Annotated in this window: 20 protein-coding genes; 17 read left to right on the top strand and 3 right to left on the bottom strand. The window is 46.1% G+C overall.

Annotation, left to right across the window (positions count from 1 at the left end; genetic code table 11):
• Nucleotides 1–12 precede the first annotated feature (12 nt).
• The 4 genes from E8Q33_RS13535 to E8Q33_RS13550 are packed head-to-tail and all read left to right on the top strand — an operon-like array spanning nt 13 to nt 4558.
• A complete protein-coding gene (locus E8Q33_RS13535; RefSeq protein WP_168800217.1) occupies nt 13–885 on the top strand; it encodes a hemin ABC transporter substrate-binding protein in 873 nt (290 codons plus the stop codon).
• A complete protein-coding gene (locus tag E8Q33_RS13540; RefSeq protein ID WP_136555384.1) occupies nt 882–1943 on the top strand; it encodes an iron ABC transporter permease in 1062 nt (353 codons plus the stop codon). Before E8Q33_RS13535 ends, E8Q33_RS13540 begins: the two co-directional genes overlap by 4 nt.
• Before the next feature lie 8 nt (nt 1944–1951).
• On the top strand, nt 1952–2713 hold the full coding sequence (locus tag E8Q33_RS13545) for a heme ABC transporter ATP-binding protein (protein ID WP_136555386.1): 762 nt from the start codon (nt 1952–1954) through the stop codon (nt 2711–2713).
• 60 nt (nt 2714–2773) lie between these two features.
• Nucleotides 2774–4558, top strand: a complete 1785-nt coding sequence (locus E8Q33_RS13550) for an ABC transporter ATP-binding protein (protein WP_136555387.1) — start codon at nt 2774–2776, stop codon at nt 4556–4558.
• Between the two features lie 72 nt (nt 4559–4630).
• Here E8Q33_RS13550 and ilvD read toward each other — a convergent pair whose 3' ends face one another.
• Nucleotides 4631–6484 (bottom strand): dihydroxy-acid dehydratase, encoded by a 1854-nt coding sequence (ilvD, locus tag E8Q33_RS13555; RefSeq protein WP_136555389.1) that lies wholly within the window; start codon nt 6482–6484, stop codon nt 4631–4633.
• Nucleotides 6485–6605: 121 nt separating this feature from the next.
• Here ilvD and argA point away from each other — a divergent pair, with 121 nt between their 5' ends.
• Complete coding sequence (gene argA / locus E8Q33_RS13560; protein ID WP_136555391.1) at nt 6606–7901, top strand: amino-acid N-acetyltransferase; 1296 nt, start codon at nt 6606–6608, stop codon at nt 7899–7901.
• Here the strand turns inward: argA and E8Q33_RS13565 are convergent.
• Complete coding sequence (locus E8Q33_RS13565) at nt 7898–8410, bottom strand: RNA pyrophosphohydrolase (protein ID WP_084002776.1); 513 nt, start codon at nt 8408–8410, stop codon at nt 7898–7900. The two genes, argA and E8Q33_RS13565, sit on opposite strands and share 4 nt — an antisense overlap.
• Before the next feature lie 147 nt (nt 8411–8557).
• On the opposite strand from E8Q33_RS13565, the gene E8Q33_RS13570 reads away from it, so the two are divergent.
• The 4 genes from E8Q33_RS13570 to E8Q33_RS16280 all read left to right on the top strand — a co-directional run bounded on the left by E8Q33_RS13570 (nt 8558) and on the right by E8Q33_RS16280 (nt 12053).
• Nucleotides 8558–9214: an HAD family phosphatase gene (locus E8Q33_RS13570; RefSeq protein WP_136555393.1), complete on the top strand. Its 657-nt coding sequence runs from the start codon at nt 8558–8560 to the stop codon at nt 9212–9214.
• 46 nt (nt 9215–9260) lie between these two features.
• The gene (gene gatB / locus E8Q33_RS13575; RefSeq protein WP_069294664.1) at nt 9261–10703 is read left to right on the top strand and encodes an Asp-tRNA(Asn)/Glu-tRNA(Gln) amidotransferase subunit GatB; all 1443 of its coding nucleotides are present in this window, start codon (nt 9261–9263) and stop codon (nt 10701–10703) included.
• Nucleotides 10704–10911: 208 nt separating this feature from the next.
• Entirely contained in the window at nt 10912–11625 is a 714-nt protein-coding gene (locus E8Q33_RS16275) for an FIST signal transduction protein (protein ID WP_247870114.1), read from the top strand.
• A gap of 17 nt (nt 11626–11642) precedes the next feature.
• Nucleotides 11643–12053 (top strand): FIST C-terminal domain-containing protein, encoded by a 411-nt coding sequence (locus E8Q33_RS16280; RefSeq protein ID WP_247870115.1) that lies wholly within the window; start codon nt 11643–11645, stop codon nt 12051–12053.
• A 19-nt stretch (nt 12054–12072) separates the two neighbouring features.
• Here the strand turns inward: E8Q33_RS16280 and gshA are convergent, their stop codons facing one another.
• On the bottom strand, nt 12073–13347 hold the full coding sequence (gshA, locus tag E8Q33_RS13585) for a glutamate--cysteine ligase (protein WP_069294666.1): 1275 nt from the start codon (nt 13345–13347) through the stop codon (nt 12073–12075).
• 281 nt (nt 13348–13628) lie between these two features.
• Here gshA and pilG point away from each other — a divergent pair, with 281 nt between their 5' ends.
• From pilG to E8Q33_RS13625, 8 genes are read left to right on the top strand one after another with little or no spacing between them, the layout of a single operon-like run.
• The gene (pilG, locus tag E8Q33_RS13590; protein WP_281198070.1) at nt 13629–14036 is read left to right on the top strand and encodes a twitching motility response regulator PilG; all 408 of its coding nucleotides are present in this window, start codon (nt 13629–13631) and stop codon (nt 14034–14036) included.
• 7 nt (nt 14037–14043) lie between these two features.
• On the top strand, nt 14044–14415 hold the full coding sequence (pilH, locus tag E8Q33_RS13595; protein WP_069294668.1) for a twitching motility response regulator PilH: 372 nt from the start codon (nt 14044–14046) through the stop codon (nt 14413–14415).
• A complete protein-coding gene (locus E8Q33_RS13600; RefSeq protein WP_069294669.1) occupies nt 14412–14960 on the top strand; it encodes a chemotaxis protein CheW in 549 nt (182 codons plus the stop codon). The genes pilH and E8Q33_RS13600 overlap by 4 nt, the downstream gene beginning before the upstream one ends.
• Before the next feature lie 24 nt (nt 14961–14984).
• Nucleotides 14985–16247: a methyl-accepting chemotaxis protein gene (locus E8Q33_RS13605; protein ID WP_136555395.1), complete on the top strand. Its 1263-nt coding sequence runs from the start codon at nt 14985–14987 to the stop codon at nt 16245–16247.
• A 28-nt stretch (nt 16248–16275) separates the two neighbouring features.
• Nucleotides 16276–17118 carry a hypothetical protein gene (locus E8Q33_RS13610; RefSeq protein WP_136555397.1) on the top strand — a complete coding sequence of 281 codons (843 nt, stop codon included), beginning with the start codon at nt 16276–16278 and terminating at the stop codon, nt 17116–17118.
• Between the two features lie 8 nt (nt 17119–17126).
• Nucleotides 17127–21764: an Hpt domain-containing protein gene (locus E8Q33_RS13615; protein ID WP_136555399.1), complete on the top strand. Its 4638-nt coding sequence runs from the start codon at nt 17127–17129 to the stop codon at nt 21762–21764.
• A gap of 17 nt (nt 21765–21781) precedes the next feature.
• The gene (locus E8Q33_RS13620; RefSeq protein WP_136555401.1) at nt 21782–22267 is read left to right on the top strand and encodes a chemotaxis protein CheW; all 486 of its coding nucleotides are present in this window, start codon (nt 21782–21784) and stop codon (nt 22265–22267) included.
• 9 nt (nt 22268–22276) lie between these two features.
• Nucleotides 22277–23659 (top strand): hypothetical protein, encoded by a 1383-nt coding sequence (locus E8Q33_RS13625; RefSeq protein WP_247870116.1) that lies wholly within the window; start codon nt 22277–22279, stop codon nt 23657–23659.
• The last annotated feature ends 18 nt before the right edge of the window (nt 23660–23677 follow it).

A 23677-nucleotide genomic window follows, 5' to 3' on the forward strand; every position in this document is an offset into this window, starting at 1 on the left:
TTGGAGTTATTCATGTCTCAATCTAAATTTTCTCGGCTTAATACGAGAAAACTATTTTACGGCGTTTTATTACTATTAACTGCTCAAATTACTGTGGCTGAACCGGTTCATGCCGAGAGAATCATCAGCGTCGATAGTAATGCCACAGAAATTTTGCTGGCCTTGGGTGTCGGATCCAAAATTATCGCCACTGACATTACCAGTGAGCCATTACTCACAAGTCAAAATGTTAAACAACTCGGCTATCACCGTGCGTTGTCGGCCGAAGCGATTTTATCCTTACAACCAGATTTGATTGTGGGCAGCGACCATACCGGGCCCGAACCCACTGTAAAAGCCATTCAAAATGCACAGATTAACTTTATCCAGCTCAACAGTCCGCAAACCATTGCGGACCTGCGCAGTAATATTCAGCACTTGGCCAAAGCACTGAATAGTGAAAAAACTTGTCAGCAATTAATCGACGATATTCAACGAATGGAAACCGCCATCACCGATCATATCAATGGAACAAATTTAAAAATGGTGTTTCTGCTGGATTTGAATGATCGGGGGTTATCACAGGCTGGACGTGACACTGTTGGCCATGCCCTCATCAATGTACTTGATGGTCAAAATATCAGCGAATTTAATGGTTATCAGTCAGTCTCGCTGGAATCTATTCTGGCTATGAATCCTGATGTCATTATGGTTGGCAGGCGTGGTAATGGTGCCCCTGAAACGGAACAATTATTGACACGGTATCCTTTACTGAAAAACACCTCTGCCGGTCAAACAAAGCGTATTATCAGTATTGATGCCAGTAAGTTAATTGCTGGACTCAGCATAACCGCCGTGCAACAAGCCGATCAGTTGGCAACCATCATTTACTCCTCAGCAAAATGAGTTATGCCAAATATTTACCTGCCAGCCTGAATGGCTGGCGGCGGAGCATCTGGCTAGTGATGAGTCTGTTGTTGATGGTAAGTGTGTTGCTATCAATCATGCTTGGGCCAATGACGTTACCTGCCAAACAAAGTTTATTGAGCATTGTAGACAGATTATTCGGTAGTGATTTCAGTCAGCTTAATGCATTCCAAACAGCTATTATTTGGGAATTACGCTGGCCAAGAACCCTGCTCGCTATCTTTATCGGAGCTTTATTAGCGCTTTGTGGTGCCGTCACTCAGGGGTTATTTCGTAACCCCCTGGCCGATCCTGGCATTATCGGCGTGTCATCGGGTGCGGGACTGGGCGCTGCCATTGCCATTGTGCTGTTACCTGCTTCACTCAGCTATCTAACGACTCCCATAGCAGCATTTCTTGGCGGTTTGATAACTACTTTGCTGGTGTATCGATTGGCACAATCGCAGAATGGTGGCACATCGGTATTAATTCTGTTGTTGGCAGGGGTAGCCATTGCGGCTTTCAGCGGGGCGATTATTGGTTTTATGACCTATATTGCCAATGATATGGCATTACGAGAGCTGACTTTGTGGGGCATGGGCTCGTTGAATGGCGCAAACAGCATGTCTATTTGGCTGTCGGCACTGACCTGTCTTGGTCTATTGATGTTTTACCAAACTCAAGCACCGGCATTAAATGCCTTTCTGTTGGGTGAAGCCGAAGCCCGCCATCTAGGAATTAATGTCGAAAAATTAAAACTGCAATTGATTGTGGTCACCGCAATCGGCATTGGCATTGCCGTTTCAGCCACCGGCATTATCGGCTTTATCAGTCTGGTGGTGCCACATCTGGTGCGTATGACCATGGGCCCAGACCACCGAGTATTACTGCCATTATCGGCGCTCACTGGGGCGGTTTTATTACTGATGGCAGATATTGGCGCCAGGGTGATATTAGCCCCAGCGGAATTACCGGTAGGTTTAGTAACCGCATTAATCGGTGCGCCTTTCTTTGCTTTTTTGCTGATCCAACAACGTAAACGACTCAGTACTTTATAAGCCTGCCTATGCTCTTTATCGAAAATCTACTTGTCACTCAGGACCATCGACAAATTCTGAGTTTGCCAAAAGCCAGTTTGGTTTCCGGCGAGCTGGTGGCAGTTTTAGGTCCCAATGGGGCAGGTAAATCCAGTTTAATCAAAACTATCTGTGGAGAGTGGTCTACCAATCAAGGCCAGATATATCTGCATGATAAATCGTTACAGCAATGGTCCAGACAACAACTGGCCAAACATCTTGGCGTATTACCACAGGCCAGTCAGTTATCCTTTCCATTTAAAGCACAAGAAGTTGTCGCGATTGGCGCTACGCCACTCAGCTTAAAGCGTCGTGATATTGATAATGCCGTTCAAAAATGGATGCAGGCCACCGATACCTGGCAATTTGCCGACAGAATTTACACCAGCTTATCTGGCGGTGAAAGACAACGGGTACAATTGGCCCGAGTGTTATTGCAATTGTCTCAGGCGGTACATGCGCCATTGTTATTGCTTGATGAACCGACTTCAGCCCAAGATCTTGGTCAGCAACATCAGTTATTGAATTTGGTAAAATCGCTTTGTCAGAAAAATGGCTTCGCAGTGATCAGTATTTTGCATGATCTGAACCAAGCGAGTCGGTATGCTGACAAAGTGTGGCTTTTACATCAGGGTGAACTCGTCGCCCAGGGATCACCACCGCAGGTGCTTCAACCTGAAACAGTAATGAAAATATGGGGTTATCAGCCGGAGCTGTTTTTCAACAGCCAGGGCCAGCAAATACTGGTCTAATGCCGGCACAAGATCCCGTTGCATTGCTGCCTACCGACCGTAAAGAATTGATTAACATCCATGAGCACAGAAACCAGCTATCAGCTTAAAGGCATACTCAAACAAGCGTTGAGTTACAAAAAGCATCTGATCAAAGCCAACCTTATCGCATTTATTGCCACCATCTGTGCGGTTCCAGTGCCATTATTGCTCCCCATAATGGTCGATGAAGTGTTGCTAAATCAGCCAGGTGCTGCCGTCGCATTTATTTCCTCATTCACACCAGAAAAGTGGCACGGGCCAATTCTGTTTATCAGCGCCATGCTGATCCTGACTTTGGTGTTACGTTTGGCCTCATTGGTATTGAACGTATTGCAATCACGCTATTTCACCATTATTGCCAAACGCATTACCTTTCGAATTCGCCGCCAGCTGATCAAACGGCTAGGTAAAATCGCCATTAGTGAATACGAAACCCGCGGCAGTGGTGGCATTTCCTCACACTTTGTCACTGATATCGAGGTCATTGATAACTTTATCGGCAACACTATCAGCCGGTTTATCGTGGCGGTGCTGAGCATTATCGGTACTGCGGTGATTCTGCTATTTCTGCACTGGCAGCTCGCGTTACTGATTTTGTTCATGAATCCGCTGGTCATTTATTTCACTATGCGAGTGGGCAAACAAGTTAAAGACCTGAAGAAAAATGAAAACACCGCCGTAGAGATTTTTCAGCAAAGTCTGACTGAAACGCTCGATGCCATTCAGCAGATCCGTGCCGCTAACCGTGAAAAACATTATTTTCTGCGGGTTATCGAACGTGCTCGAGGTGTGCGAGTACATGCCACCAGTTATGCGTGGAAAAGTGATGCGGCAAATCGCATATCCTTCGTTATTTTTCTATTTGGTTTTGATGTGTTTCGCGCTGTCAGCATGTGGATGGTGGTGTTTTCCGATCTGAGTATCGGCCAGATGTTTGCGGTGTTTGGCTATCTCTGGTTCATGATGGGACCAGTTCAGGAAGTGTTGAATATTCAGTATGCGTATTACGCTGCTGGCGCGGCAGTTTCCAGATTGAACAAATTATTTTCGTTAAAGCAGGAAGTCGTTTATCCGGCCAAAACCAATCCGTTTGTTGATGGCCAAGCCAGCAGTATTCGGATTGAAAATCTGCATTTTAGTTATGACGAAAATAACCCGGTGCTCAGTGGTGTTTCTTTGGAAATAAAGGCTGGTGAGAAGGTCGCTTTAGTCGGTGCCAGCGGTGCCGGTAAATCTACGTTGGTCAATGTATTGCTGGGGTTGTATCCGGCTGATAAGGGCATGGTGTATTTCAATGATGTGCCGGTCAGTGATATTGGCTTGGAAGGCGTACGAGAGCATGTGGCAACAGTGTTACAACATCCGGCGTTATTTAATGACTCAGTGCGGGAAAACATAACACTGGGACGTGATTATTCCGATGAGGCAATCTGGCAGGCGATTCAAACCGCTCAGATTGAGGATGTCATTCAAGCCATGCCGAAAGGTCTGGATACCCTAATTGGTCGGTCCGGCGTCAAACTCTCAGGTGGACAACGTCAACGACTTGCTGTGGCACGCATGGCATTAATGAATCCAAGTGTAGTAGTTCTGGATGAAGCCACGTCAGCACTCGATAGCAATACCGAACATCATCTGCATATTGCCTTGGCGGATTATCTGAAAAACCGCACAACCATAATAATCGCGCATAGGTTAAGTGCTGTTCGCCAGGCAGATCGCATTGTGGTGTTTGATGGCGGTGAAATCATTGCTGATGGTGATCATGACAGTCTGATTCAGCAACATGGCATTTATCAGAAACTCTACGCTCAGCAGATTTAAGTTTTAGAATTAACCACAAAGACACCGTGTTAAATGATATATAAGTGTCTCTGTGGTTAGTTTTTTAATCCCTCAGCCACGTTTCAACTGCTCAACATCACGCACTGCTCCTTTAGCGGCAGAGGTGGTCAGAGCCGCATAAGCCTGCAGAGCAACACTCACTTTACGATCGCGATTAACCGGTTTCCAGGCCATTTCTCCGCGCTGTTCCATATGGATACGTCTGTCTGCCAACTGGGCATCAGTCAATTCAACATTGATGCTGCGGCCAGGAATATCGATATGAATAATATCGCCTTCATCGACCAGGCCGATATTGCCACCTTCGGCAGCTTCGGGAGAAGCATGACCAATAGACAAACCTGACGTACCACCCGAGAATCGTCCATCGGTTAGCAACGCACAAAGTTTGCCAAGTCCTTTGGATTTCAAATAACTGGTTGGATACAACATTTCCTGCATACCCGGCCCGCCTTTCGGGCCTTCATAACGAATCAAAACAACATCACCGGCTTGGATCTGTTCAGTCAAAATGGCCGTCACCGCGTGATCCTGAGATTCAAAAATTCTCGCCGGACCGGAGAATTTCAAAATCGATTCATCTACCCCGGCGGTTTTAACAATGCAGCCCTCTTCAGCCAAATTACCGTACAAAACAGCCAAGCCGCCGTCTTTACTGTAAGCATTTTCAATATTGCGGATACAGCCATTTTCACGATCTACATCTAATGATGGCCAACGGCAGTCTTGACTGAAAGCTGTTTGGGTAGGAATACCTGCAGGACCTGCCAGATATCGTTGTAAAGCTGGTTCATGATCAGTGCGAGCGACATCCCATAACGCTAACCCTTCAGCGAGGGTTTTACTGTGAACAGTTGGAACGTCGGTATGCAATAAACCGCCCGCTGCCAACTCTGACAGAATGCCCACAACACCACCGGCACGGTGTACGTCTTCCATATGGTATTTATTGGTGGCTGGAGCAACTTTGCAAAGATTCGGGATCTTGCGCGACATACGATCAATATCCGCCATGGTGAAATCTACTTCACCTTCATGCGCGGCAGCCAATAAATGTAGAACGGTGTTGGTTGAACCGCCCATAGCAATATCTAAAGCAATGGCGTTTTCAAATGCGGCTTTGCTAGCGATTGAACGCGGCAACACATCTTCTTCATTATTTTCGTAATAACGTTTGGCCAAATCGACAATACGGCGACCAGCTTCCAGAAACAGTTCGCGGCGATCAGCATGGGTTGCCAATAGAGAACCATTGCCAGGAAGCGACAAGCCCAAAGCTTCGGTCAGACAATTCATTGAGTTGGCTGTGAACATACCAGAGCAAGAACCACAGGTTGGGCAAGCGCTACGCTCAACTTGGGCAACATCTTCATCACTGACACTGTCATCTGCTGCCTGAACCATAGCGTCGACCAAATCGAGTTTTACATCCAAACCTGCCAATTTGGTTTTACCGGCCTCCATGGGGCCACCGGAAACAAATACCACCGGGATATTTAGACGCAATGCCGCCATCAACATGCCTGGGGTAATCTTGTCACAGTTGGAAATACAGACCAGCGCATCAGCACAATGGGCATTAACCATATACTCAACCGAGTCAGCGATAATTTCACGCGATGGCAGACTGTAAAGCATGCCGCTATGGCCCATGGCGATACCATCATCGACGGCAATGGTGTTGAATTCTTTCGCAACACCACCTACCCTTTCAATTTCACGCGCGACTAACTGACCGAGATCTTTTAGGTGAACATGACCTGGCACAAACTGTGTGAATGAGTTCGCAATCGCTATAATAGGTTTGCTGAAATCATCATCCTTCATGCCGGTGGCCCGCCATAAAGCACGAGCGCCCGCCATATTCCGGCCGGCTGTAGAAGTTTTTGAACGATATTCAGGCATTGATTCTCTCCAACAAAATTCAGACTGGTGTGCGAGCTGCAACAATATAAACTCACCAGATTATTCGAGAGATTTTACACGCAACTTGGCAAGCATGTTGAGACTGCGATAAAAAGACATTATGAATTCATCATCACAACAACCGACTGACGCGCATTTCGCCACCACAACTTCGTGGTTCAGGGCCGCTGCGCCCTATATTCATGCGCACAGTGGTGCGACATTTGTTATTGCTTTTGATGGTGAAACTGTCGCAGCGGATAACTTTGATCATCTGATTCACGATCTGGCGATACTCAATAGCCTGGATATCCGACTAGTACTGGTTTTCGGAGCCCGCCCTCAAATTGAAGCGAAATGTGAAAAGCTTGATATAGCTGTGAAATATCATCGCGGCTTGCGTATAACCGATGATGCCAGTCTGCAAGTTGCTCGTGCTGTCGTAGGTGATTTACGCATCGCCATTGAATCCAAACTTTCTTTTGGTTTACCACACACACCGATGGCCGATTCACGGATCCGTTGTGTCAGTGGCAATCTTGTGACCGCACGCCCTGCCGGCATTATTGATGGTATCGATCTGGGACATACCGGCGAGGTCAGACGTATTGATGCTGAAGGTATTCAACAACAATTAAGCAATGGCAATTTAGTGTTGCTGCCACCTTTAGGCTATTCGCTTACTGGGGAGATCTTTAATTTATCAGCTGAAGCCATTGCTACTGCGGTTGCCAGCAGATTGCAGGCTGATAAACTGATTTTTATTGGCCAAAGCAATGCCGATTTGCCGCGTGAAATTACTCTGCAGCAAGTCAAAGATTATGATCATCCATCGCTAAATGCTGCGGTCACTGCCTGTGAAGCCGGAGTCTGCCGGGTGCATTTACTTGATAGATCTGTTGATGGCGCGTTGTTACAGGAATTATTCAGTCGTGACGGTGTAGGTACATTGATTAGTGCGACATCCTTTGAAACCACTCGTCAGGCCACTATTGAGGATGTCGGCGGCATTCTGGAATTATTACAACCACTGGAACAGAGCGGTGTGTTGGTCAAACGTTCTCGGGAATTGCTGGAACGGGAAATTGAACATTTCACCGTGATGGAACGTGATAGCACGGTAGTCGCCTGCGCCGCGTTATATCCGTACCCTGAAAATAATGCTGCAGAATTGGCATGTATGGCGATTTCACCAGATTATCGTCATCAAGGTCGTGGCAAACAGTTATTGTCCATGTTGGAAAAACAAGCCAAAGCGTCTGGTTGGACCAGCCTGTATGTACTGACGACTCAGACTGCTCATTGGTTTATTGAACATGGATTTCAACCGTCTGCTATCAGTGAATTACCGATGCAAAAGCAGGCTTTATACAATTATCAACGTAATTCCAGCGTATTTAAAAAATTGCTGGCTTAACTTTTAGAGTCCGGCTTACCGGCACGTTTTCGATATTCGGGAAACAACAACGGGGCAAATTCGTGGAGGGCTTTTTCATACACTCGACGTTTGAAAAATACGATTTCCTCGACCGGGGTCCAATAATCGACCCAGCGCCAATCATCAAACTCGGGTTTTTCATGCAGATCCAACCGCACATCGGTTTCATCACCAGTAAAACGCATTAAAAACCAGCGTTGTTTTTGACCGATACACAATGGTTTGTTGCCATAACGCAGATAACGTTTAGGCAGGCGGTAACGCAGCCAGCCACGAGTGGTGGCCAGTAACTCAACATGTTCACGCCCCAGACCGATTTCCTCCGTCAATTCACGGAAGGCGGCCTGCTCTGGAGTTTCATTAAATTTAATGCCGCCCTGGGGAAACTGCCATGAGTCATGTTGAGCACGTTGTGCCCACAACACCTGGTTGAGTTCATTGCAGAGGATTATCCCCACATTGGCTCTAAAGCCATCTTTGTCTATCACGGTTCAATCTCTCGCCGGAGGCAACGGTAAGTACGGGCCGCCAGCATAATTATTTATAATAAGTTTAGATTAGTGAATGAGACATGAGGATGCAACGCATTTTGTCTTACAATACGCACTCATTTTATCGGGACATGACCAGTTACAATGGCTTTAGCAATATTTGATTTAGACAATACCTTACTTGGTGGAGACAGTGATTATTTGTGGGGGCGCTATTTGGCGGAAAATAGCATCGTTGATCCGCAGAGCTATCACGACACCAATCTGGCTTTTTATCATGACTATCAGTCAGGACAGCTGGATATCAATGCCTTTCTGCAATTTGTGTTTGAGCCACTGGCCAAAAACAGCATGCAGGATCTGCTCAACTGGCGCGCTGATTACCTGCAGCAGAAAATCCTGCCAATCATTCTGCCAAAAGGTCGTGATTTAATTGAACATCACCGCCAGCAAGGCGATATTCTGCTAATCATCACCGCGACTAATAGTTTTTTGACCACGCCCATTGCTGAACTGTTAGGTATCGACAACCTGATTGCCACTGATCCTGAAATGATCGATGGGCGCTATACCGGCCAAGTGCTGGGCGTACCCTCATTCCAGCATGGCAAGGTAGTTCGTTTAAAACATTGGTTGTCCGAACATCAACATGATCTTCAAGGCAGTTATTTTTACAGCGATTCACATAACGATCTGCCATTACTGGAGCAGGTCGATACGCCTATCGCAGTAGACCCTGATGACAAATTGGCGGAAGTTGCACGTCAACGCGACTGGAAAATTCTCAGTCTGCGTGAATAATTGCTACAATTCGGGGTTTTAATCACTTAAATTCAGGCCGGCAATTATGGAATGGGAAGTTGTTATCGGGTTAGAGATTCACGCCCAACTTGCAACCAAAACAAAAATTTTCTCCGGAGCAGCCACTGCTTACGGTGCGGCACCTAACACTCAGGCATGTGCAGTTGATCTGGGCTTGCCGGGCGTACTGCCGGTGTTGAACAAAGAAGCAGTACGTATGGCGGTTAAATTCGGTCTAGCCGTTGATGCTGAAATTGCTGATCGCTCAGTGTTTGCCCGTAAAAACTATTTCTATCCAGACTTACCTAAAGGCTATCAAATCAGCCAGTTTGAATTGCCAGTGGTTGGCAAAGGCCAAATCACGATAGAAATGGAAGATGGCAGCGAGAAAATTGTCGGCATCACCCGCGCCCATCTCGAAGAAGATGCAGGTAAATCCTTACATGAAGATTTTCACGGTCAAACCGGTATTGATTTAAATCGTGCCGGTACGCCATTACTGGAAATTGTTTCCGAGCCTGATATGCGCAGTGCTAAAGAAGCCGTTGCCTATATGAGAAAAATCCACTCGTTGGTGCGCTATCTGGAAATTTGTGACGGCAATATGCAGGAAGGTTCTTTCCGCTGTGATGCCAACGTTTCCGTACGCCCTAAAGGTCAGGAAAAATTTGGCACCCGTGCTGAGCTGAAAAACATCAACTCATTCCGTAACGTCGAACGTGCCATCAATATCGAAGTTGAACGGCAGATTGATGTGATTGAATCAGGCGGCACAGTGGTTCAGGAAACACGTCTGTATGATGCGGATAAAAATGAAACCCGGTCGATGCGCAGCAAGGAAGAAGCAAACGACTACCGTTACTTCCCGGATCCTGACTTATTGCCATTAGTTTTGGATGAAGGACTGCTCGAACAGGTCCGTGCCACGTTGCCAGAACTGCCGAATGAAAAACGCGATCGTTTCGTCAATGACATGGGTTTATCAAAATATGATGCCAGTGTGTTGACCAGCAGTCGCGAACTAGCTGATTATTTTGAAGCCGTATTGGCCGCCACTGGCAATAAAGATCCAAAGCAATGTGCCAACTGGGTTATCGGTGATCTTTCCGGTGCGTTGAATAAAGCTGGCTTGGAGATCACTGAATCTCCAGTTTCTGCCCAGCAGCTTGGCAGTGTGTTGTTACGTATTCAGGACAACACCATCTCTGGCAAGATCGCCAAGCAGGTATTTGAAGCTATCTGGAACGGTGAAGGTGCCGATGCCGATGCCGTTATCGAATCCAAAGGTCTTAAACAAGTGACTGATACCGGTGCAATTGAGGCAATGATCGATGAAGTGATTGCCGCTAATCCAGAGCAAGTACAACAATATCGTGATGGTAAAGAGCAAGTATTCGGCTTTTTTGTTGGACAAGTGATGAAAGCCTCGAAAGGTAAAGCCAATCCAGGTCAGGTGAATGACATCCTTAAACAAAAACTCGCTGGCTAGCCTTTTTTTAGCTCAAGCTTCAAAAAGCCCTGACGCAACGATGTGTTCAGGGCTTTTTTATGCCCGGATTTGTGCAAATCAGTTCACATTTTGAATTAAGCTACTCCCAGTATGCGGTGAACTGATGTAGTATCGGCTGAGGTTTTTGAACACATTCAACAAGGACGCTAATGATTCATTTAAATTTCAGGATGTTAGGTTTACGCAAATGAAGTTTGTACAAGAACATCTACCCTCCAAAAGTGGGTTTAACAAACTCCCCTCAGCATCGACGTTGAGTGAAGCGAACTGGGTATTAGTTTTCGGCTCAGTTAACCGTTTTAGCGAACGCAACTTTGCCAGTCAGATACAAAAACGCTATCCCAATGCACAAATCATTGGTTGCACCACATCAGGTGAAATCACTGGAGACGGGGTGTTTGATGATAGCGTGCATATCACCGCCATGCATTGGCAGCGTAGTCAGCTCCGTTTTATCTGCAAACCGGTAAATAGCATGGAACAGTCTCATGCGTTAGGTGCTCAGATTGCCAACGAATTAATTGCCCCGGATTTAAAAGGTGTGTTTGTACTCAGTGACGGCCTCAATGTAAATGGTTCAGAGCTGGTCGAAGGTTTGCAGGAAGTACTACCTAACACGCCCATAACGGGCGGATTGGCCGGCGATGATGCCAAATTTACCAAGACATTGTTACTGAATAATGATCAAATCAAAGATCGTATCGTGATAGCTGTGGGTATTTACGGTAAAGACGCTATTGTGACCAGTGGTGCATTAGGGGGCTGGAAACCCTACGGCCCTCCAAGACGTATTACTAAAGCTATCAAGAATGTTGTCTATGAAATGGATAACAAACCCGCCTTACCACTTTACAAAATGTATATCGGCTACTACGCCAGCGAACTGCCTCCTCAGGTCTAAATTTTCCGTTCGCCATCATGGATGACAAAAACGTCAATGTGATACGAACCTTGTTGTCGATTAATGAAAAAGAAAACAGCATGACGTTTGCCGGCAATATCGCTGAAGGGTCAACTGTTCGTTTTCTGAAATCCGATCATGATCAATTGGTCGCCGGAGCCAGCGATGCCGCACGGCAGATTTTATTGAAGAAAGTGGATATCAACGATAAAGCCCTGGCCATCTGTGTCAGTTGTGTGGGTCGTAAACTGGTGATGGAAGATCAGGTTGCAGATGAGGTTTATGCAGTGCAACGTCTGCTGGGAATGCAAACGGGTATCACCGGTTTTTACTCCAACGGAGAAATCTGTTCCGGCGAGGACGATAGTCACAGTCAGTTACATAACCAGACCATGACTATCGCTTATTTAAGCGAACATAACGCCTAACATTCAGCTGGCATACTTTCTATGCCAGCTCTCTTGCCGCGGCCAATAAGGCTAGTCGCGCAATCACGCCATAAGCATAAAATCGGTTAGGTTCGGCATCTGGTTTATCAAATTTGTCTGGAGTAATACAGGATTGGGCAAATGCCAATGGCTCGAAGTGCATTCCCGGCGCATTAAGATTTTCATCAATTCCGCGGCCGGTATGCACACGATAAAAGCCACCAATAACAAAATGATCCATCATATAAATAACGGGTTCCGCAACAGCTTGATCTTCACCCAGCGTTTCAAAGGTATAAACCCCTTCCTGAACTAAAACATTATCCACAACCAATCCTTCTTTGGCTGAGGACATCTTAGTGCGTTGTTTGCGATTCAGGTTCAAAAGCTCATCAGCACTTTTGACCATCATAATACCCATTCCGTAGGTTCCAGAATCAGCCTTCACCACCACAAATGGTTCGCGGTCGATACCGTATTGATCGTATTTATTCTGAATTGCAGTGAGCAATGTATTTACATTGCGCGCCAAACATTCCATGCCACTGCGTTCCATAAAATTTACTTCGCCGCATTGCAATGTCAGCGGTGAGACCAACCATGGATCAATATCAAGCTGCTCAGCAAAAGCATGTGCCACCATCGAATAGTGGGTGAAATGATCCGACTTCTTGCGCGTCGACCAACCTGCTTTCAGTGGTGGCGCAAGTTGCTGCTCCAAACCTTCAAGGATCGCTGGGCGACCCGCAGACATATCATTATTCAACAACACCAGACACGGCGAAAAATCGCCAATTGCTACTCGATTACCCTGGCGTTCCAATGGCGAGATTTCACAGGTTTTTCCTGAGGGCAATTCGACTTGTATGGTCTCACTGATATCTTCACGCAAGCTGGCAATGCGCGCCTCCAAACCGGCTTTTTCGAAAATGTCTCTTAATGTTTCGACGCTTTCCATATAAAACAGGTTACGAGTATGGTTTTCTGCAATGATCAATACCCGGCGGGCTTTTGGGCATAGCCGTTCCACAGCAGCCTGTGCCGCTTGGACACATAAAGGCATAAATGCCGGATTCAGATTATTAAATCCTGCTGGAAATAAATTGGTATCGACCGGGGCAAGTTTAAAGCCGGAATTTCGCAGATCCACTGAAGCATAAAAAGGCGCCGGCGTTTTCAGCCATTGCTCACGCAACCAACATTCAACATCGGCCTGCCGCTCCAATAAATGTGATTCTAATTCCAGTAATGGTCCATTAAGGGCAGTAGTTAGGTGCGGTACGGCTGATGTCATGTTGTACTCTCTGAATCAATATTAAGTGCGGCTGGCAGGCTAGGATCTCTTTAGCTTTCATCACCTTCAACCACAGTGGCAATGAAAGCTAAAGAGACCCCAGTTACTGTGATATGGGACACAGATTGGATATTTCAAGTCATACATACTCTTCCATGCGTTTAGAAATGAAGGAATAACAGTCCCCGACCTCGAAAGTAGTCACTAGCCTGACGATCAAAAATGGGTTATCTTCAAGGCTGATTTTAATCGAATGTGTCAGGCTGTAGGTACTAATGACCGTGAGTGAGACTTTATCAGAATTTTCAGGCCTTAAGGTGATGGTCATCGATGACAGCAAAACGATTCGCCGTAGTGCTGAATCCCTGCTGCAGAAAGCAGGTTGTGAAGTATTGACCGCGGATAATGGTTTTGAGGCATTGCCTATCATCAGTGGGCAGCATCCCGATATTATTTTTATCGATATCATGATGCCGCGACTGGATGGATATCAAACCTGCGCATTGGTCAAAAACAATCCCAAATACCGGGATATTCCAGTGGTGATGTTATCCAGTAAAGATGGTTTATTCGACCGCGCAAAGGGGCGGGTTGTGGGAGCAGAACAATATCTGACAAAGCCTTTTACCCGCGACGATTTATTGGATGCGATACGGACGCATTTGCTCGACAAAAACAAGGACGCGTAGATTTTATATGGCTTTAATTTTGATAGCCGATGACTCGCCAACAGAAGTGTATGTATTACAGAAAATGTTGGAAAAAAACGGTCATGAAGTCATCGTCGCCACAGATGGCGAACAGGCCGTTGCAATGGCGCAATCCCAATTACCTCAATTAATTTTGATGGATGTTGTCATGCCAGGTTTAAATGGTTTTCAGGCTACTCGTCGGCTGACTAAAGACAGTGCCACTGCACATATCCCTATTGTGATTGTCTCATCCAAACACCAAGAAACTGATCGAATGTGGGGCATGCGCCAGGGCGCACGAGGTTACCTTGGCAAGCCGGTAGCCGAAGACGATCTGATATTACAAATAAATGAATTGGTGGAAGTGTCAGCATGACCACAATGGATAATCCGGCAGATATCATTGCCATCCTCAAGGATATCGAACGTCGCAGCCAGCAGCGCATTGCCGGCTTATCACAGCAAGACAATATGGAAGGGGCCTGGACCGCCATCGGTTTTCGTCTGGACAACTTGCATTTGCTTATTCCGCTCGGCCAATCACGCGAAGTTTTCCCACTGCCCCAACAGATCACCCCTGTACCAAAATCACAGCCCTGGGTGGTTGGCATGACCAGCTTGCGTGGTGATTTACTTCCACTTATCGACTTAAACCTGTTTCTCCAAGGCAATAGCAGTCCGACGGATAAACGCAAACGCGTTATCGTTTTGAATCATCCTGAGTTTTTCACCGGGTTGATTGTGGATGAAGTGTTCGGCTTGAAGCATTTCCAACGCCAACCGGAACCGGCTGATGCCAGACAACACATGCATCTGAAGCCTTATTTGCAAGGTCGACTTTATCAGCAGGAAACCTATTGGCATGTTTTCAGTTTGCTTAAATTAGCTGAAGATCCCAGATTTTTGAATGCAGCCGCTTAACGATTTTATTTCAGGACTCGCCCTATGAACGCCACCAGTAAACTGTTTTTTTCTTCGCTGCTCAGCGGCAAAAATCTGTTTTACCTCATCTTGATTATTATTTTTACTGGTTTAGCCCTTGCAGGGATCTGGTTACTTGTAACCGGTCAATCTGCTTTGATTTATCCCGATCCTTTGGTCACGGCCGGCATCAGTGGAGTGAGTGTCATTTTAGCGGTCTTATTTGCCTTGATCGTGGCTTATCAGCCACTCAGCAAAATTAAACGCTCTATGGACGAAATGGAACTACAAAACCGCCATAACCAGGATGCGATTTTGCGCTTGCTGGATGAGATGGGCGATTTGGCTGACGGTGACCTGACCGTGACCGCCACCGTGACTGAAGATATCACTGGTGCCATTGCCGACTCTGTCAACTACACCATTGACGCGTTACGCAGTCTGGTGGCCCAAATCAACTCCACCACCTTGCAGGTTGCTTCTGCTGCGCAGGAAACCCAGGCAACTGCTTTACATTTAACCGATGCCAGTGAGCATCAGGCACAACAGATTTCTGAAGTCAGCTCGGCCATTACCCAAATGGCCGCCTCTATCGAACTGGTTTCTGAAAATGCCAGCCAATCTTCTGAGGTTGCGAAGCAATCGGTAAGTCTTGCTGTTCAGGGTAACGGAGCGGTGAAAAAAGCTATCCATGGTATGGATACCATTCGTGAACAAATTCAGGAAACCTCTAAACGGATGAAACGCTTGGGTGAAAGCTCACAGCAAATCGGTGAAATCGTTGAACTGATTAACGACATCGCTGAACAAACCAATATTTTGTCTCTGAATGCAGCCATTCAGGCTGCCATGGCCGGTGAAGCCGGGCGAGGTTTTGCGGTTGTAGCCGACGAGGTTCAACGACTTGCGGAACGTTCAGGCAGTGCCACCCGACAAATTGATGCTTTAGTTCGCACCATCCAGAGTGATACCAGCGAAGCGATCAGCTCCATGGAGCAAAGTACCGCTGAAGTGGTTTCAGGAGCACGTTTATCACAAGATGCCGGTGCTTCTTTGGAGCAGATTGAAACGGTATCTCAACAGTTAGCGGAATTGATCAACAATATTTCCAGTAATGCGAAACAACAGGCTACGGCGGCAATTAGTACATCCGAAAACATGAGTGTGATTCAGGAAATCACTATGCAGACTTCAACCGGTACCAATGAAAGTGCGGCGGCGATCGGTAGACTGCTCGAACTGACAAACGAATTACGTAAGTCAGTCTCTGGTTTCAAATTACCTTAATACAGCCTGAGCCGGCGGAGAAGCGCATATGACCCAACCCAGAGGCAACTACAATGCCCTGACATGGCTGCAGGAAGAACTGCAGAAGTCACTCGCTGCAGCATTGCAATCGGTTCAGACCTATATCGAAGATCCTCAGCAATCAGAATCATTGAGCCGCTGTGTGGAGCATCTTTATCAGGTTAACGGCACCCTGGAAATGCTTAATCTGGATGGTGCCCAGATGCTTGCCGCTGAAATGCAATCCATTGCTGGCTATATGCGCTCGTTTCCGGAAGATAAACAAAACGTTGCTTTGGAAACATTAACCCGCAGTCTTATCTTGTTGCCAACGTATTTAAATAAGTTGAATGAGAAGTTTCCAGATAACGCTTTGTGCGTATTGAGCCCTATCAATGAATTGAGGCTGTTGCGTGATAAGCCAGCGATTGCAGAAACCGAGATATTCCAACCGGATCTCACCGTTGAACTGCCTGAAGGAATTGCACCGGATCCTGCTCGAATTGCTCCGCCGCTAGATCTGGAAAGACATAAAATAGCCCATGTATTTCAACATTTGCTGTTGACGTGGATGCGTGAACAAGATGACAAAAGCCTGCGTAAAATGCGTGGTATTTTGCGACATTTACGGTTGCAGTGTTTACAGCAAAAAACCACTTTATTCTGGTGGGTGGCAGAAGCTTTATTGGAAGGACTGGTTCATCGTGGGATTCGTGATGATGCCTTCGCTAAACAGCTTATCGGCAAAATGGCCTCTCCCATCAGACTGGTTTGCGAGGGTGATGAAAACTCATTACTTGCCGGCTATCCCGACGTTTTATTAAAACAACTTTTGTTAGTAGTGGCCCGGCAACCAGTTATGGCCCATTAGTCACCGGAGTGAAACAAAGCTTTGAACTGACGTTTTATGATCAGGCTTCACAACTCATTGGTCATAGTGATTCTGCATTACAAGAAGCTCAAAATGCTTTACTTGAACAACTCGAAGAATTAAAAGAACGAATTAGCCAGTTTGATACCGCTGAAGATCAGGCTGATGAAGCGGTCAACGATATCAGTGTGCAATTGCTGAGCATGGCGGATACGCTTTCTCTACTTCAGCACCAACAACAAAGTGATCTCTTGCATAGCCAACATACTGCGCTGCAAAAATGTCTGGCCACAGACAAGACTTACCATGACCAACTGGCCTTGCTGGCTGATGATCTGCTACAAATCGAAGCACGGCTCAGACAAACCGATGCCTCTGATGCCATTCACCGCCAGCTTCAAAAAACTGTATTAAGTGAATGTCTTAACGAATTAGCCAGTATTAAAGAATTATTGATCCTGCAATCCAATCAGCCATCTGACGATATCGATGCGGTGCATGAAAACTTTACCAATAGTTTAAGGATGTTGGCAGGTAGTCTAGATATTTTGAACATTGGTAAAGCCGCCGAATTATTTACTTTTCTAGCGAATAAATTTGTTGATGAGACGTCATTATTATCGTCCGAACAATCCCAGCAGGATCTGGCCGAGATATTAACCTCGGCAGAAATTTATCTGGAAAATCTGCATCGCACCGGCCAAACCGATGAAAACAGTCTGCAATCAGCCTTGCAACGCATGCAACACTTCGGTCAAAGTCCGACGGCGCAAAGTCCAACTAATGAAACCAACACGACAATACCACTAGAAATATCTGTCACCGCCGCTGATAGCAATGATGAATATTCGCCGGAAGCCATTGAGTTACTGGATTTTGATTTATCTGTTGCTGAGGATTTCTCAGAGGAAGAAACCGAAGCCGAAGCATTGCCATTGATGGATTTTGTTCCCTCCCCAATTGAGCTGGATGATGCTGAAACGGATACTGTGGACCAAGCTCTGGACTTCATTGATATCGAAGTGCAACCACCACAAAATATCGAATCCATTGAACTACAACAAACCACTGAAAACGAATCTACTAATGGCTGGCGATTTGCCCCGCACATTAATAGTGAAATTGCTGAAGTGTTCGTTGAAGAAGCCAATGAGGTTTTAAATGATTTGCAACTGTTGTTGCCGGCCTGGTGTGAAACTCCGGAGGGCGGTGAATTAAGCACTATCAGAAGGCATTTCCACACCCTGAAAGGTAGTGGCCGGATGGCAGGGGCGGAAACTATCGCCAACATGGCACAGGCGATCGAACATTTATTAAATCAAGTGTTGGATGGTGAGTTGAAGGTTTCGGATGAAATTATGGCGTTAGTCATGGAAGCAGTACCCGAAATACAAGACTGTTTACAGTTATTTACCCAAGCACAATCTGACTTTACTCAATCAGCTGAAGCGCTAACCATCCTAGCCAGACAGCTTAATGAGCAACACAGTGTACTGGACGTCCTCCAAGCAGAAACTGTTGCTGATGAAGATGAAGAAGACCAGGCTTTGCAGGATATTTTTTATCTGGAAGCAGAACAACACCTGCAAACCTTATTTGCCGAAACCGCGATTTTGCAAGCCGGTAAAGTCATTAATAAAACTATGCTCAGCGCAGCGCATTCACTTAAAGGCTGCGCCAATATCGCCGGTGTAAAACCGGTTGCTATTATCGCTACCCAGCTGGATCAGACATTTCGGAATCTCTATCATCAGCAGCAGCAATTCACTGAAGAATCTGTCAATGATTTGAATGACATCATTATTGAACTAAGTCAGTTACTGCAGGCAGTCAAAACCAGTTCCGATGAACCTGATATTCGTTTACTGGATCGCCGGATCTTTGAGCTTTGCCCACAAAAAGTCGATTACTCTCATAGTGCACCGCTTGATCCCGAGCAGCTTGTCAGCTTCCTTGAAGAAACTGATGGTTTACTTAATGATTACAGTCAGCAACTTGAACAATGGCAGCACACAGATGACGAAGCACCACTGTCATTACGCCAAACATTAAATACGCTTGCTGAGAACGCTGAAAACGCGTCATTGCAGCAACTTGCCGCGCTTTATCAATTGATGCAACGATTGATCATGCATCCTCAAAGTCGGAGCAATAATCTCAAAGCATTGCTTGATGAAGCGTTAGAAATTGTTAATGACCAGATTGAAGCACTAATCCAACATAAAGTACCGGCTGATTTCACAGCTTTCCGCGAGCAAATTCGTTCTACGTTAACGGCTTTAGACAGCGTGTCGACCGTTGAAGTCGATCCGGAAATTCTCGAAGCCTTCACCGAAGAAGCCGCAGAATTATTGATATCCACCGACCGAGCCATCAAACAATGGCAATCGGAACCGAATAACCCAGCAGGATCAATGCAGTTACAGCGTGATTTACATACGCTAAAAGGTGGTGCCAGACTTACCGCTACCATGGCAATGGCTGATCTGACACATCAAACCGAGACATTGGTCTTGTCGGTAACAGATCGCCCAGAAAATCCGGATGAAAGTTTCTTCAATCTATTACAACGCTGTCAGGATCGGCTGACAGAAATGCAGGAACAACTTGCCAGCAGAAGCGTTATTCCTGCGGCAAATGACTTATTGCAGGATATCCAGCAATATTCTGGTTATGTGCCAGCTGATATCGACAATATGGATACGCTGGCAGATTCACCTGCATTTATTGAACATTCCATGCCGGATATGCAAAGTATCAGCAGCGCTACTCCGGCAACAACTAAAGCCAGCCCACAGAGTTCTGAAAAAATAAGGGTTCGCGCCGACTTGTTGGATTACCTGAGCAACTTTGCCGGCGAAGTCAGCATTACCCGCGACCAGGTTACCCAGCAGCATGGTGTGATGCATCTGCAGCTTGAAGAAATGGAAGAAACCGTTGCCCGTTTGCATGAACAGTTACGCAAACTGGAAATAGAAACTGAAACCCAGATCTTGTTCCGTTACGAAGATACGGTTCAAGATACCAATGCCGAATTTGATCCATTAGAGCTGGATCGTTTTTCAACTATCCAGCAGCTATCACGCAGCCTCACCGAAACCGTTAACGACTTGAATAACATCAGCCGTTCGATGGGTAATCTGATGCGTGAGACCGATATTTTATTACTGCAGCAATCCCGGTTAAATACGGACTTGCAACAAGGCTTAATGCACACCCGTTTGCTGCCATTTAATTCGATAGTGCCTCGGCTGGAAAGAATCGTCAGACAAACTAATAGCGAATTGGATAAACAATCTCAATTACTGGTTAGTGGGGCTGATTTAGAACTTGATAGAACCATTCTTGATCGGCTGGTTGCACCAATTGAACATATTCTGCGTAATGCCATCGCCCATGGTCTGGAAACTACTGACGAACGTGGGCAACATGGAAAAGATCCCGTTGGTCGATTGCAAATCACCATGCAACGTGAAGGCTCTGAGGTGTTAATCACCATTTCTGATGATGGTCAGGGACTGAATATTGAAAAAATCAAACAGCGTGCAATCGATCAAAACTTAATTGACCCGTTTAACATTCCTAACGAGCAATCACTGATTCAATTGATCCTGACTTCAGGATTCAGTACAGCCGACAAGATCTCACAACTTGCCGGCCGTGGAGTTGGTATGGATGTAGTGAGTAATGAAATCCGTGCCCTTAAAGGCCGTTTATCCATCAGTTCTCAACCTGGCAAAGGCACCCAGTTTCACCTGCGATTGCCATTAACGCTGTCAGTGATGCAGGCCTTATTGATTTCGGTAAATCAACAACAGTTTGCGGTTCCATTATCTGCGGTTACTGCGGGCGAACGCATTAGCCTGCAACGCATACGCGACTTAATGGCACAGGAAAAACCAACTTACACTTTCCATGGCGAACATTATGACTTTGTGCCGTTAAGCAACCTGCTCGGCCAGCCACTGAATTTGCTCGACAATCTGCGACAACAGATGCCGTTGCTGTTATTCCGTAGTGGCGATGTCAAAGTTGCACTGGCTGTTGATAATATCGATAGCAATCGTGAGATTGTTATTAAATCCGTCGGAGCACAACTGGGGCAGATTGACGCGATAAATGGTGCGACTATTCTTGGTGATGGTCGTGTTGTATTTATCCTCGACATCCCGACGTTAATTGATAGCTATCAAACGCCAACCGGAACCTCTAATCTGCAACAGGCCAGTGAAAGCTATCAACAGGTGGCGCCTGACCGTAAACCTTTGGCGATGATTGTTGATGACTCAATTACCATGCGTAAGGCGACTGGCAGCCTGTTAGGTCGCCTGGGCTTTGATGTGGTAACCGCAAAAGATGGGGTTGATGCACTCGCACAACTCTACGAACAAACCCCGGACATTGTTTTATTAGATGTGGAAATGCCGCGCATGGACGGTTTTGAATTCGCCTCGATTATTCGTAACGATGTACAGTTTAAACACCTGCCGATTGTGATGATTACCTCGCGTACTGGCGAAAAACATCGTCAACGCGCTATGACTATCGGGGTCAATGCCTATCTTGGTAAGCCTTATCAGGACGATGAGCTGATCATCTCAATGAAACAACAGCTAGGTAACCGCTATCCTGCTGAGCAACGATAAACATAACAAAGGCAAATATGAGCAAAGAATCTGATTTTATTCATTGCATGTTGATTCCGCTGCGACAACATTATCTGTTGCTGCCGAATCCAACCATTGCCGAAGTTATTCCATTACCTCGGCTTACGGATAGTGACATCGATTCTGCCTGGTATATCGGCCAGTTTTTTTGGCGTGATTTACCATTGCAGGTGATAGATCTCGAAATGTTAATCGGCAGTGGACAACAAAATACTCGGCAAATAAATAAGCTTTGCGTGATTAATGGCATTAATAATGAAGCAAAAATCAAACATTATGCGGTTGCCTGCTGTGGTGCCCCGCAACTGATAACAATCAATGAAACTGCGCTGCAACCTACCCACGATATTGTTGATTCGGACTGGCTACATTGTCAGATCAAGATCGGCTCCAACGTGGCTTTTATTCCAAAATTAGACAATATTGAAACTCATCTGCAAAACAGTTTGTCCGGTAATACATCGTCTGACAATTTGCTTTAAGATACCCGCATGAAAAATCACATCCGTATAGCTATGCTGCTAATGCTTGCAGCCTTTTTACCTGTTCAGGCCATTGCCGCAACAGATATCAATCAACAACGCAAAATCTATCAGCAAGCCAAAAAAGCGCTGCAAACGCATCAGCTTGCTCAGTTCAGACAGTTACGCGAGCAGCTCGGCGATTATCCGCTGCAAGAATATCTGGATTATTTATATCTGCAGCATCGGATAAACGATTCAGAAGCCGCAAATATCAAACGCTTCCTGCAGACACGGGAAGAAAGTTTTTTCAAAGCCCGGTTGCGTAGTGCCTGGCTGGATAAACTGGCAAGAGATCAGCAATGGCAACAATATCTGGAGTTTTATCAAGGCTCCCAGTCCGCAGCACGTGAATGTCATTATGCACGCGCTTTAATTGCCACCAATCAACAACAGGCAGCAGTTGAAGCATTTGAGAAACTTTGGCTGGTGTCGACTTCTCAAGATAAAGCCTGTGATCCAGTATTTCAGACGGCAACCCAACGCGGCTGGTTGACCGATGATTTGCGCTGGCAACGAATGATGTTGGCATTACGTAACCAACAGTTCCCGCTAGCCAATTATTTAGCTAAAACTGTCCAGCAGAGTGGGACTGCTCAAGCCTGGGCAAAGCGCTGGGAAGATATTCATAACAATCCGGTCAGCTTGCTTTCACAGTTACCTGCAGCGGCGCCAAGTCAAGGCGTGTCTCTGGCTCAGGATGTGCCGATGGCCAGAGAGATCATTGTTTATGGTTTAAAACGTCTGGCAAGACAAGATTTCGAGAAAGCCTATTTTCACTGGAAACGTTTGCAAAACAGCTATTTGTTTTCAATTGATGAACGCCATGATGTGCAAGGCACTATTGGCATGTGGGCGGCCTTAAATAAAGACGATCGAGCACTCTATTTTTATGGCGACACGCCCAATCACCCATGGCGAGTTCGTGCAGCCTTATGGCAACAAAACTGGAAAGAAGTACAAAAAGCCATCGGCAGTCTGGATGAAAATGTTCGCCAGGAAACCCGCTGGCAATATTGGTTGGCCAGAAGCATGGCTGAACTTGGCCAGCGTGTTGAAGCTGAAGCCATATGGCGGACCTTAGTGGATGAACGTGATTTCTATGCTTTCCTCGCAGCTGATAAAGTTGGCGCAGAATATGAAATGAATCATCACCCGATTGTCGCCGAAGCCTCGGAAAGTAATGGCATTGTGAATTCCGCTTCAGTAAAACGCATGCGTGAGTTTTATCTGCAGGATGAATTACTGGATGCCCGCCGCGAAGCCTATTTTCTGCAGCAGACTTTGACATCACGTGAATTGCAGATTGTCGCAAATGAAACCACAAATGGGGTTGGCACAATCAAACCATAGCGCTGCTGGGCACTGCAC

The sequence above is a fragment of the Methylophaga sp. SB9B genome, from assembly GCF_004832235.1.
GTDB lineage: Bacteria > Pseudomonadota > Gammaproteobacteria > Nitrosococcales > Methylophagaceae > Methylophaga > Methylophaga muralis.